The following is a 12,971-nucleotide window of genomic DNA, read 5'->3' as shown; positions in this document are numbered from 1 at the left end:
ATGGAGTGGACAGTTTGTTCCATACGTGAGCGGATTGCCTCCGGAAAACTGCAAAGCCGGGAGGCGGTGGAGCAGTTCTTTTTACGGATTGAGAAAATTGAGCCGCAGGTCGGGGCCTTTCTGACGCTTTTAAAAGACACGGCCCTGGAACAGGCCGCAAAGGTGGATGAGAAAATTGCTTCCGGACGGCCGCTGGGGCCTTTGGCGGGCGTTCCTGTAGCCGTCAAAGACAATCTTTGCACCACGTTCGGCCCGACTACCTGCGCTTCCAGGATGCTGGAGCATTTTACCAGCCCGTACAACGCTCACGTGATTGAGAAACTGCTGGCGGCGGATGCCGTGATTGTCGGCAAGACGAATATGGATGAGTTTGCCATGGGCTCCAGCACGGAGAATTCCGGGCTGAAGAAGACCTGCAATCCATGGGATATCTCGCGTGTGCCGGGGGGCAGCAGCGGCGGTTCGGCGGCGGCGGTGGCGGCTCGGATGTGTGCAGCGGCCCTCGGGTCTGATACCGGCGGCTCCATCCGGCAGCCGGCGGGTTTCTGCGGTGTGGTGGGGCTCAAGCCGACGTACGGCCGGGTTTCCCGGTATGGTCTGGTGGCCTACGGCTCCAGTCTGGACCAGATTGGCCCGATTACCCAGACGGTAGAGGATGCGGCCGTGCTGATGAATGTGATTGCCGGACATGACTCCCGCGACAGCACCTGTGTTTCCGAGCAGACCGCGCCGGTCCCGGATTATACAGCCGGGCTGGAAACGCCTTTGGAAGGGCTTCGCATTGCAATTGTCGAGTCGTTCCTGGAGGGAATTCAGACGGAGGTACAGCAGGCGATCGAGGAGGCCCTGCGGCTTTATCAGAAACGGGGTGCCCGGCTGGTGCCGATTCAGATGCCCCATTTTGAGTATGCAGTCAGCGCCTATTATGTGATTGCGACGGCGGAGGCCTCCAGCAATCTGGCCCGCTATGACGGCGTGCATTACGGCTATCGAAGCCCGCGGGCCGGTGATTACATCGAGGTCTATTCCAAATCCCGCGACGAGGCCTTCGGGGCGGAGGTCAAGCGGAGGATTATGCTGGGCACCTTTGCCCTCTCCAGCGGCTACTATGATGCGTATTATCTGAAGGCCCTGAAGGTGCGGAATCTGATTCGGAATGATTTCACGCGGGCGTTTGAACAGGCGGACTGTCTGATGATGCCGGTCAGCCCCACGACGGCATTCCGCTTCGGCGAGAAAACGGCCGACCCGCTTCAGATGTATCTGGCGGATATTTACACGATTGCCGTCAATCTGGCGGGCGTGCCGGCTGTCAGTATTCCCTGCGGCCTGGACGGACAGGGTCTTCCAATCGGACTTCAGATTGTCACGGCTCCGTTTACAGAGTCGATGCTGCTGCGAATCGCCCGGATGTTTGAGTTGCAGACCGACTGGCATACGCGAATGCCGGTATTGGCCGCGGATTAACACGGATTAAATATAAAATGAATCCTCAGAGGGAACTATTATATAAAGATATAACGGACAAAATCCTGAAAAGCGCCTTTGAGGTTTATAACGATTTGGGATATGGATTTCTCGAAAAAGTCTATGAAAATGCTCTTTTGTTGGCCTTGCGTGAAAACGGAGCCCTTGCGGAGCAGCAAAAGACTGTTCCCGTTTATTTTAAGGAGAAAATAATCGGAGAATATTTTGCGGATATTCTTGTTGAAAATAAAATTGTCATAGAAATCAAAACAGCGGAAAGTTTTTCAAAAGCCCATTTTGCACAGGTTTTAAATTACTTAAAGGCGACGAAGTTAAGATTGGGTTTCTTGATTAACTTCGGCCCGAATGGATTAGAGTATAAAAGAATTATAAGATAGAATTCGGTGGATATCCGTGGCTGAAAAAGAATATACCATAGTCGTTGGACTGGAGATTCATGTTCATCTGGCGACCCGCAGCAAGATGTTCTGCGGGTGTGAACTGTCGTACGGGCAGCCGCCGAATACGCGGGTCTGTCCGGTCTGCATCGGAATGCCCGGGGTGCTGCCGGTGATGAACAGAACGGCGTTTGAGTATGCCGTGCTGACGGCGATGGCCCTGCATTGTCAGATTGCTTCCTTTACCAAGTGGGACCGTAAGAGCTATTACTATCCGGATTTGCCCAAGAATTATCAAATCAGTCAGTACGACCTGCCGATTGGGAAGGATGGGTATATTGAGATTCCCGAGGAAGGCGGCGGGACGAAAAAAATCCGCATCCGCCGGGTGCATCTGGAGGAGGATGCCGGCAAGAATATTCACGATTTGGGCGGCTATACGGCGGTGGATCTGAATCGGGCCGGGGCCCCGCTTTTGGAGATTGTTACGGAGCCGGATATGAACAGCCCGGCGGAAGTGCGGGCGATGGCCGAAGAGCTGCGGCGGATTGTCCGTTTTCTGGGGGTTTCGGAAGGGGATATGCAGAAGGGACATATGCGGTTTGAACCGAATGTGAATCTGCATATCCGGCGGAACGGTCAGGTCTTCAAAACACCGATTACGGAGGTCAAGAATCTCAACAGTTTCCGGGCGCTGGAAAAGAGCATTGCTTATGAAGCCCACCGGCAGTATGAGGAGTTTCTGGAGACCGGTCAAACGCTTCAGATGGGCAACAAAAAGACCTTCGGCTGGGATGATGTGCAGGAAGTGACGGTCCTGCAGCGGGAAAAAGAGGAGGCCCACGACTATCGGTATTTTCCGGAGCCGGATTTGGTGCCGGTACAGCTGACGCCTGACTGGCTGAAGGAATTGGAGAGCCGCCTGGGCGAGCTGCCGCTTCAGATGCAGAAGCGCTTTGAAAATCAATACGGTCTGAGTGCCTACGATGCCGGGGTGCTGACGGCCGAACGCGCAACGGCGGAGTTTTTTGACCGGACCGTGCGGCTCGGAGCGGAACCCAAGCGGGTCTGCAATCTGTTGACGCAGATCGGGCTCAAGATTGCCAAAGAATTATCTGTCCGGGTTGACCAGCTTCGGATTACGCCGGAATCGCTGGCCAAACTGGCCAAAATGACGGAGGAAGGGCTGGTCAGCGCCACCAGCGCCAACCAGATTTTTGAGCAGATTGCCCGAGAAGGCGGCGACCCGGAAGTGATTGCCAAAGAAAGGAATCTGATTCAAAGCAGTGACAGCGGTCAGATTGAAGCGTTGGTGGATGCCGTGATTGCCGAGCAGCCGCAGGCCGTGCAGGATGTGGTGCAGGAAAGCAAAAAGGCCAAAAAGGCCCTCGGTTTCCTGATGGGCCAGGTCATCCAGAAATCCGGCGGACAGGCCAATCCCAAAATCGTTTCCCAAATCCTCCAGGCCAAACTGGACGCCCTGAAAAAAAAATCCTAAAGTATGGAAAGAACGGCTTCAGCCGTCTGGGAACGATCATTGCCTTTCTGGATGGATTCCGTAATCGCAGTCAGGAGCCGGTCAATGATGGCGGGGTTGAAACTGAATCCGGAGGCAATAGCTTTGCATAGATTCATCTCTTTATCATCCACCTTTCCATCCGCCATCATCATAAAGACAATATCTATCAGCTGGAAGATTTTTTCCTGATTGTCCCGGGGTACAACAAAATGTATTTTCTCCGGATTCTTGAGGATTTCTTTGAGTACTCTGAGATTCAGCCCAAGACGCCGGCAGATGACGGCCAGCATGGCCAGTTCACTGTCAGAGATTTCCCCGTCTGACATCATCACAGCTACCGCATTTTTCAGGGCTGACTTTTTTTCTTTTGTGCTTCGACTCTCAAACCAGCTCATTTGATTTCTCCTTGTCAGAACATTTGCAAGCAGGGCCTCTGCCGGCGGCAAAGGTGCCCGTTAGGGATTCGAATTTTTAACGACATTTCCGTTGACCTCGTTGGTTTCTGAGGGTGGGGATTGTGCCGCAATTTGCTTTTGCAGAGCTGTAATTTCTGATTCGTAGGTTTGCTCTGTAAAGGCAGCGGCCTGTCGATAAAAATCGACGGCTTGCTGAAGGTTGCCGGCGATCTGGGCCTGCCGGGCCTTTTGGACCAATACTTCCCCAGCCGCCTGGCGCTCTTCCAGAGTCTTTCGGCAGCCGTCCAATTTTTTCCGGAGTATTTCCGCCCGTCCGGAATCAGGCGGATTGAAAGTAACCCGGGCTGCCTGTTCATATCGAATCAGGGCTTTTTTCCAAAGGTTTTTGATTTCCAACTCGGCGGCTTCTTTTAAGAGCCGGTCAAATTCAGCTTTTTTGGCTTCCTGTTCTCGGGCGATACGAAGGGCTTCTTTTTTTTCTTCCACTTGCCGGCGGAGTCCATCCATCTGGGGATAGTTCGGCTCCAGTGTTCCAATCAGAACAATCTGGGCTTGCGCCTTTTCAAGATCATTCTTCTTGAGTGCCTCCAGAAACTCCGACAGCAAGGTTTTGATTTTGTCAGCCCGGATACGCTCTTCCCATATTTTCAGTTGACTGCTGACTTGAGATTGCAGACGGCTGTTCGGATTTTGTGTTAAGAATACTTTTGCGGCCAGAGCGGCTTTTTCCGTTTGTCCTGTCTGGGCTATATTGAGAATCCCGCGCCATTCTTTCAGCAGTTGATAGTCTTTTTCCCACTGCGGCCGGAGAGCCAGCATTTTTCGAGCGGGTTCATAGTCCGGATATTTTGCTGTGAGCTCAGCAGCCAGTTCAAAACAACGTTCGTATTGTTCTACCTGGGCGGCGTCCGAGGCCAGCTGCAGGAGCAGAGAAGCACGGGACAATTGCTTGTGGTAAGCAACCCTGTTGGCAGCAGCCAGAATCCCTGTTCCCAGCAGCAGGGCCGTTCCGAAATAAACAGCCAACACTTTCCGGATTGCCGAAGGTGCCAGACGGACCGTACCGTCAGATTTTTGTTCCTGTTTTTTTTCCATAACCATTTTTCCCTACGTGGAAGATGAATTGGAATGAATGGCATCCGATGCCGAAATCGGCGGTTCAGGAAGAATCTGCCTGACCTCGTCTCTGGAAAGCCGTTCCCGACTGATGAGGGCCTGTGCCAGCGAATCGAGGTGGCCGCGATGGTTTTTCAGAATCTCGAAGGTCATCTGCATTTGGCGAGCCAGAAGGGTCTGAACGATTTCATTGACCTTCTGATACAGCGGACTGCCGAGGGCTGCTTCGTATTTGAGCAATTCGGGTGCCGCCAGCAGACCGAATTCATCCGTCATTCCGTAGCAGCAGACAGCTGCCCGAGCCAGTCGGGTTGCCGCTTCGAGGTCTGCCGACGCTCCTGTAGAAAGCCCTGATTCCGGTCCGAACAGAAGGATTTCTGCCGCGCGTCCCCCGAGAGCGGCCCGGATTTCGGCCATCAGTTCCGGGCGGCTCTGGGAACGAGTCGATTCGATGTCTTCGGAACTGCGGTCCATATACCCTCCGTGTTTACCGCGAGAAACCACTGATAAATAGGCGGGCCATTGGCCGCTTTGCCAGTAAAGAATTGCATGGCCTGCCTCGTGATAAGCCGTCCGACGGACTTCATCGGCACTGCGTGGTCGGGCCTGGCCGAATCGAACGGATTCAAAGGTCTCTTCGAGAATTGCATCCGTAAGAGGCCGGCCCGCTTTGAGGGCGGTTCGGGAGGCCGTTTCGAGAATCGTTTCCAAATGGGCAATACTTAGACCTGATGAGCGCTCGGCAATACTGTCGAGAATTTTCGTGGAAATTCGGCAATTTCGACAGGTTTGAACCCGTAGACGAAGGTATTCGAGTCGGGCTGCTCGTTCCGGCAAATCCACAAGAATCGTCCGGGAAAACCGCCGAACCAAAGCCGGGTCCAGTGTTCGTCCGGCGTTTTCGGCCCCGCCGTCTATAGAAAAATTGGTAGCTGCCAGAACAAAGACCGGCTGCTCGGGGGATTCACTGGTAAAGCCGTCCATTTCTGTTAATAAGGCGTTGAGGGTGTTTTCCTCGGCCCGACCCCCGGGACCTCCGAGTCGGACTTTGCCGATAGCATCGATTTCGTCGATAAAAATGATGGCTGGAGCATACCGTCTGGCCCGAGCAAATAAATCCCGAATATTTTGAGGTCCGCTTCCCTGCCAAATGGTCACAAAGTTGGTTGCCGAAACAGGCAGAAACGCTGCATTCGATTCACCGGCCATCGCACGGGCCAGCATGGTTTTGCCGGTGCCGGGCGGACCGTAAAGCAGAACTCCCTTCGGGGCTTTTAGTCCCATAGCTGCAAAACGCCGCGGATTTTTTAAGTAATCAATAAAGAACAAAAGTTCTTCTTTGGCTGTCTGAGCCCCGATGACCTCTTCGAAACGAGTTCGGGGACGTTGCACCTCATCCAGAATTTCTCCGGCGTCAGCGGCCGCTATCGCGTGTCGAATCCGCAGATTTCTCAAAACGATCGTAATAGTGCGAGTTTGATGATTCATTCGAGGGACGGTATCAAAGGCCAGGACTTTATGTTCTCGTGCCATTAAGGCGGCCTGCTTTTCACGATGAAGCCGCCGGGCGGTATCCAGAAGGGATGACTCGAAGAGTTTTTGCTGCTGCTCCCATCCGTCGGATTTTTCATCCAAAAAGCCGCAGGCAATCATTCCTCTCGCTCCGCCTCCCCGGACACAGGCAAACAGCAATTCTTCATCGGTCGTTTGGACGGGTTCTGACTGCTGGTCGGATGGAACAAGAGACAGCAAATAAATCGGAATATTCGGTAGCCGTTCGCGGATTTTTCGAAGCAGCTCCTGGCCTTTGTCCAGCCGGCGTGCAGCGGCGGGAACATGGTCAAAATCTTTTAAACTGGGAGAAAGCGGACTTGCTGATTCACCCATCCAAATATCCAATATAACCAGGTCGACATCTTTTTCGGCCAGAATTTGAAGGGCCTCCTGGGCGTTTTCGGCAGTCTGCCAGTCTATCTGCGTCAAGTGTTTTTGAAAAAGCTGGCAGGTTTTTGCATCGGCTGCCAGAAGGATACAGGGTTTCTGTTCGGGCAGAAAGAGGCGTCGAACCTCCGGCTCGAGAAAATCCGGGGAGCTTTCCAAAGCGAACTGGACGGAATCAACCTGTTCAAAAATATCCTCCAAGCGTTCCGTCTTGAAAAGCCGGCAGAAATTGAAGATTTCCGTCTTCACAAATCGTTCCGCACCGGAGCGAAGCGTGCGGGCATCGGCCCTGGCACCTTCTCGCAGAACCAGGCAGATCGGCACCAGCTCATCCACCTGCATATTTTTGTAATATTGGCGTTCGAGAAGCCGGCAGACCCGCCGAAATTCATTACGGACAACCTGTTCCAGTTCGTTAATGCCCAGATGATTGAAAAGAATCGGATAACCGGTTCCCATTCGAGAACAGATGGCTTCCGGAAAGAACGGCAGACCTGTCTGCGGGTCTTTTTCTGTTTTTAGGGCATCCAGAATCGTCTGGCGGTGAAAGGCGGCGTTGGCGGTATGAACGCCGCTTTGATTCGGACGGTTATACAGTGTTTTGCCTGCATTGGTTGTAAAAATAATAGTTGTATCGCGAAAACTGACAGGACGCTCGTGGTATTTATCTTCCAGGGACCCGGCGTCGAGTATCTGCAGGAATAGGAAAATTGTGTTCTGATGCGCCTTTTCAATCTCATCAAAAAGCAGGACGGCTTCCGGATTCTTTTCCACAAATTCGGTCAAAAGGCCGGGATGGGCTCCCTGAAAGCTGCGGGCAATGCCCACCAGTGCCTCATTCTGCTGATGGCCGGAGTAGGCGCTCATGTCAAACCGCTTAAATGGACGGTCCAGACAGGCAGCCCCCAATTCCGCAAGGAATGTTTTGCCGACACCTGGAGGACCGGCGAATACAAAAACGGCTCGAGGACATCGACGCTGGCTGTCTGCCGCTGCGGTTACTTCGGCATTGAAAACTCCTTCCACAAAGGCCTGCACGGCATGGTCCTGCCCGAATAGACGCTCGAGCAGAAGCCCCCTCATCTTTCGAATTCGGTCCAGCAGTTCACTGAGAGCCGGATTTTGGCTGTCCTGCTGAAGCCACTCGGCTATTTTTTTTAGGCCGTCTTCCTGTGAAATAGGGGTCTGATGAATCATTTCACAGGCAGATGGTGACGCGGCCAGAGCTGCGGCTATGTGCCGAATGTCAATCAAACCCGGCCGATGAGGGTCAGGAATTTCCTGTGCCATCGAAGAGGCTGTCTTCAGGACAGAGCGAACATGGGTAGAGAGCGGAAGTTTCTGCGGACACGAAGCGGGCTTGACGTTCAGAAGAAGGCATGCTTTGAGATTGTCCGGTTCCATTTTCAGACAATCCGCCAGTAAAAGACATGCCTGCGGCTGACTGACCATGGCGGATAAAAGAGCCGCCATTTCCAATTCAGTCTTGCCGTCAGCAAAAGCCGTGTCTTTGGCGGTATCGATAACAGCTTGGGCTTTTTCTGTGAACATCTGTTTCCTTTCCTCTTAAAGTTCCGGCGGGATCTCCCCTTCTTCAGGTTGAGACAGCCACATCGGGTGAATCAGAGGTCTCCATTCCGGTTTTTCTTTCATAGATTCCGAATAAACAGCCGGGCTGGTTTGGCAAATACAGCGAACCCGCCGTTCACTCAGAGTGGTTTTCAAAAGGGACAGCCATGCCTCGTGCCGATCATCTTTCCATGCCGGCAGAATCGAAGGCAGGACCAGCCAGAGTTTTCTGCGGCTGGATGCAGCTTCTTTAATCATCTTTTCCATCGGTTCTAACCAGTTTGGGCCGTGGTAGTATTGACGGAAGCCGGTCAAATCGATCAATTCGCAGTTGCCCAGACCGAGGGGGCAGGATGGGGACTCTAAAAGCCGGGCGGCATCCAGAAGGGCCTCATAGGTGTCTATTTCATTGTTACTGAGGAGTAAAAGCCCTTTTTTGGATTCAGCGGCGAGAAAGAGGACAATAGCTTTTGCCTGAGAGGAAGCGGACGAAATCTGACGGCTGGCTGTTGTTTTTCGCAAATCTTTTCCAAAGGCCTCCAGCAGGGCGGTGCGCTCCGGGGCGGGAGAAGAAGTCTGCCTCAATACCTGATTGATCACTTTCTGAATTTCCAATGTAGGACGGCTTAGGAGGGCTTGCAGGAGATGAAGAGGTGTGACCATTGCACTTCCGTTTTCATGGGCAATTCGGTCTGATAAGTCAAGAACGGCTTGTGCTTCCTGAGAGCAGCTCGGCGCCCTGACAGCGTATCGGCAGTTGCCTCCGCCGGATAATTCTCTAATTTGCCGGCGAATTGCTGACGGCGGGATGGAGTGACCCTCAAGAAAACCTCGAACAGCATGGATATCGCAGGCCAGCTGACCGATTACGTTTGGGTCACTGCTTATCTGTGGGATTTCTTCGTCTTGAATTTCGGCGAATTTGAGAAGAGCGGCAAAAAACTGGTTTGGACCCACTTCGGAAAGCTCCGCCTGGATAGTCTCCTCACTTGCGAACTGCCAGATTAACTTCATTGAGATGGAAATCTTCATTCTTTGCTGCCTTTTCCTTCTGATGCTTCGGATTCTGAACAAATACTCCGGAGATAGTTGATTTGTTCCTTTATTTTTTCCAAGTGCTCTCGCATCTTTTGATGCTGGGCGGGAGACGGTCCAAACCATCTTTTTTCAATCTGTCGATAATAGTCAGCTGTCTGTTCAATTTCGACGGACAAAAGAAGAATATGATTCATCGATTGCTGAAAGGCTGTCTGATAGGCAAGGAATTGGGTCTGAGTCTGTTCCAGCAACTGTTGGATGCGCTCTTGTCCGGTACTTTGGAGGACGAGTTCGTCTTGAAGATGCTTCACCAGAAGGATGAGGTGTTCGTTTTGCTGTTCGAGCGTTTGTCGAGATTCCCCGTTTGTTTGTTGGAGAGAGGCCAGCCGGCCTTGGGTTTCAATGAGTTTTTGCTCGATGTTCTCGGCGGCGGTCTGCAGGGCAGCCCAATCTGTCTGAAGGGTTTCCAGCTGGTTCAGGAGAGGAAAAGTATTTAAGCGGACAGCCAGATATATCCCCAGCCCGAACGGGAAAGCCAGCAAAACAGCCAGCAGAATCGTCAGCAAAGCAGCAAAACTGATATGCCGCAGCCGGCCTGCAAGCGCATGGGCTGAAAGCCCACCCGCCAAGGCAATGCTTTCTCGGGCAGTTCGACAGTTCGGGTCCTGCCGAAGGGCCTGCTGCCAGAAGCTGATAGCTTCTTTGTATTGTTTCTGCTGGGCGGCGATTTTGCCTCTCAGCAAAAGGGCTTCCAGCGGCGGCGGGGTCTGCTGAATCCGATCAAGCAAAGCGGTTGCTGTCTGATAATTTCCGGCGGCGGCCTGTTGGGCGGCGGCCTCCAGAAGGTCTTCAGTCTTTACCGGAGTCATTATCTTCTCCTAAGCCTTTCGTCCTTTGGGTTTTTCCAATTCAACGCCGTTGCTTGCAAAAGGATCTGGTATCGGCCATTGGTTTAGTTCTGTCATCCATAGATTCCAGAGTTTCTCGTTGGCTTGTTTGCAGCGGAGGAGGTTTTCCTCAGAGATGTCTTCGCCGTTGTCCACTTTCTGGTCAATTTCCTTATAGACTTGAACGGCCTGCTCATACGCATCAATTTGTTCCCGGGATCCCTGGAAACGGTCAGGAAAGCGAAGGAGGGTCAGCCATAAATCTGTATGATGCTTTAGGTAAACCTGATAAAAAAGTTTCAGCAATTCCATATCCAGATGAGCCATCAGGATTTTGTTGCCTGTTCGAAGGGCCTCTTCAAAATCGCTCTTGATGGATTGAAGTTGTTCGGCGGCCTTTCCGGTGACTTTGGGCTTAAGCAGGAACAGCCGATGACGAATTCTCGCTTCGGTCTGAAGAGATTCGAGATGGTTGAGGGCACCGGTCAGCCGCACAAGGTCTCCATGGCATCGCGACTGAGAATCTTTGTCTCCGTCTTTGGCACCCTGCAGTTTGCTGCAGATTTGTTCAAGGGCTTGAATTCTGGATAGGGCAGCCAGCCCTTCCGCTACAGCCGGCAGGGGTTGGGATTTCTGGAGCCGTTCGATTCGTTGTAGGCGAGATTGGAGGGCTTTCAGACGTTCTTCCATTTCTTCGAGCGGCCAGTCAACGGATTTCGAATCGAAAACCGCTTTAAATTCCTGGCCGAGCAGATGAACATACGCCTTGACACAAATCTGTCGGTTTGTGTCGCGACGGAGCGTTACGTCAATTCGTGCACCGGCCGGCAAATCATGAGGAATATTGCTGGCGAAGATTCGAAGTTCCCCGATTTTAAGATTGCAGTCCTGGTGCAGGTCCACTTCACCGAGAAAATGTTCCACGCTTTCATAAACCGGAATCACCACGGCGCATTTGGAATCGCCTTTGGACAGGCGTTCGGCGGTTTCAAATTCGTCTGTTTTTTCAGCAGGCAGGTCGGTGCCCTTATCAAGAAGGACACTGGTCATATTGCCGACTACTCCGACCATCAAATGACTCGGCAGGGTGGGTTGGATTACGTTCATAAAGAGTATCTTGGGCTCATCAAGGGTTAGAAGAACTTGACTGTTTTGATCAAGGATTTGAGTTTCATAATCCGACCGAACTTTTTCGGCTTCTATGAGAAGAACCTCCGTTGTGAAAAAACCGCTCGAATCTACAGAAAGAGGGCCGCTGCTCCAAAGACCGTCTGTCCTGTTGATTCGGAGCGACAGATTCTTCAGGGGTACAGACGCGGATGTGACGATTCCGCTGACAATGGCAACGGGTTCTGAAGAATTGCCTTCATAAGTTAGTTTCACTTGAATGCCGGCGGAGTTTGCGACCTTTTTGGGGGATTCGGGAATCAGATGTTCCGGTACTTCCACAGTGGCTGCATACAAAGCGGCTCCCTCCGCTACAACTGTCATGGGGTCGATCGAAGATTCCAGAGGGATTTCAAGCCGTTCGGACAGCACACGCTGAATAAAGGGGGTTTTGCTGGGGCCTCCGACGAGCACCAGACATTGAATGTCCGAGGGTCTCAATTTGTTTCGGTTCAGCATCTGTCTGCAAATCAGAGCGGCGTTTTCCACATCCGGACGAATCAGCCGTTCGTAGGTCGGACGAGACAGGGGAAAATCCGGTTTAAACTCTTTCTTTTTGCCGTCTCGAAGAGGATGAGCCGTCTCGACAATCGTTTCTTCGATGTCAGAAAGGCGGATTTTGGCCTGTTCAATTGCTGCCATCAGCATTCCCCATTGCTGACAATTTGTCTGCGGAGAAAAGTCTTCTAAATCATACCGCTCTCGAAGGGGATGATAGTCCGGATCCATTTCCCGATATCGTTTTATTTTTTCTTTATAATCCGGGTCGGATTTTCGAGGGCCCAGGACATAATTCATCAATTCCATGTCGAACTTGCGTCCTCCCAGCAGGTCGTTGCCGGCTGTGCCGTCATTCGGGATGGCCAGTCGTCCGTTCCGAACGGTTACCAGCGAGATGTCGAGGGTGCCGCCGCCGATGTCGAAAATGAGCCACTTGGCGTGTTTGTCATCTGCTGTGAAACCGTAGGCCGTAGCTGCAGCAACCGGTTCCATCAGGAGTGTCACAAACTCCAATCCGGCCAGTTGACCGGCTTCGAGAGTGGCTTTGCAGGCCGGGTCGCGGAAAATCGCCGGCACAGTAATGACACAGGAACGGTGATTGGGGTGTCCTGCTTCCAGATATCCCTGCCATAAGCGTCGGATGACTTGGGCGGTCAGCTGTGAGGGGCTGAAGGGTTCCCCGCTGGGAAATGGGTAACGGTCATCGTGACCCATACGGATTTTAAAACCGGTATGGCCGAGTCCGTCATTCGGAGGACGGGTCAAAACGGCATCGTAAGCCGCTTTTCCGACCAGCATTTTTCCCTGAATATTTTTATAAATGACTGAAGGCATGACGGACTGGCCGTCAATCAGAATGACCTTAGGACCGCTTGATGTCATTACGGCCGCACTCGAATTAGAGGTGCCGATGTCCATTCCTACAGAAACAAAAACAGGCATTTCTTTCTCC

The 12,971-nt window shown here is 52.4% G+C and carries 9 protein-coding genes; 3 read left to right on the top strand and 6 right to left on the bottom strand.

The genetic code is table 11. The annotated features are described in order from the left end of the window. The 3 genes from gatA to gatB are packed head-to-tail and all read left to right on the top strand — an operon-like array spanning position 1 to position 3,363. Positions 1 to 1,467: an Asp-tRNA(Asn)/Glu-tRNA(Gln) amidotransferase subunit GatA gene (gene gatA / locus PKY88_07920; GenBank protein ID HOQ05122.1), complete on the top strand. Its 1,467-nt coding sequence runs from the start codon at positions 1 to 3 to the stop codon at positions 1,465 to 1,467. A gap of 17 nt (positions 1,468 to 1,484) precedes the next feature. Beyond that, entirely contained in the window at positions 1,485 to 1,865 is a 381-nt protein-coding gene (locus PKY88_07915) for a GxxExxY protein (GenBank protein HOQ05121.1), read from the top strand. 16 nt (positions 1,866 to 1,881) lie between these two features. Continuing rightward, complete coding sequence (gatB, locus tag PKY88_07910; protein ID HOQ05120.1) at positions 1,882 to 3,363, top strand: Asp-tRNA(Asn)/Glu-tRNA(Gln) amidotransferase subunit GatB; 1,482 nt, start codon at positions 1,882 to 1,884, stop codon at positions 3,361 to 3,363. Here the strand turns inward: gatB and PKY88_07905 are convergent. The 6 genes from PKY88_07905 to PKY88_07880 are packed head-to-tail and all read right to left on the bottom strand — an operon-like array spanning position 3,360 to position 12,961. Beyond that, positions 3,360 to 3,779 (bottom strand): hypothetical protein, encoded by a 420-nt coding sequence (locus tag PKY88_07905; GenBank protein ID HOQ05119.1) that lies wholly within the window; start codon positions 3,777 to 3,779, stop codon positions 3,360 to 3,362. The two genes, gatB and PKY88_07905, sit on opposite strands and share 4 nt — an antisense overlap. A gap of 60 nt (positions 3,780 to 3,839) precedes the next feature. Next, positions 3,840 to 4,895 carry a hypothetical protein gene (locus PKY88_07900; protein ID HOQ05118.1) on the bottom strand — a complete coding sequence of 352 codons (1,056 nt, stop codon included), beginning with the start codon at positions 4,893 to 4,895 and terminating at the stop codon, positions 3,840 to 3,842. A 12-nt stretch (positions 4,896 to 4,907) separates the two neighbouring features. Then, positions 4,908 to 8,408: an AAA family ATPase gene (locus PKY88_07895; protein ID HOQ05117.1), complete on the bottom strand. Its 3,501-nt coding sequence runs from the start codon at positions 8,406 to 8,408 to the stop codon at positions 4,908 to 4,910. Between the two features lie 15 nt (positions 8,409 to 8,423). Beyond that, positions 8,424 to 9,458, bottom strand: a complete 1,035-nt coding sequence (locus tag PKY88_07890; protein HOQ05116.1) for a hypothetical protein — start codon at positions 9,456 to 9,458, stop codon at positions 8,424 to 8,426. After that, the gene (locus tag PKY88_07885; protein ID HOQ05115.1) at positions 9,455 to 10,333 is read right to left on the bottom strand and encodes a tetratricopeptide repeat protein; all 879 of its coding nucleotides are present in this window, start codon (positions 10,331 to 10,333) and stop codon (positions 9,455 to 9,457) included. Before PKY88_07885 ends, PKY88_07890 begins: the two co-directional genes overlap by 4 nt. A gap of 9 nt (positions 10,334 to 10,342) precedes the next feature. Further along, positions 10,343 to 12,961 (bottom strand): Hsp70 family protein, encoded by a 2,619-nt coding sequence (locus PKY88_07880; protein HOQ05114.1) that lies wholly within the window; start codon positions 12,959 to 12,961, stop codon positions 10,343 to 10,345. Positions 12,962 to 12,971 lie beyond the last annotated feature (10 nt).

It is taken from the genome of Anaerohalosphaeraceae bacterium, assembly GCA_035378985.1.
GTDB lineage: Bacteria > Planctomycetota > Phycisphaerae > Sedimentisphaerales > Anaerohalosphaeraceae > JAHDQI01.
The sequence above is the reverse complement of the archived record's forward strand: the minus strand, read 5'-3'. Positions and strand labels throughout refer to the sequence as shown.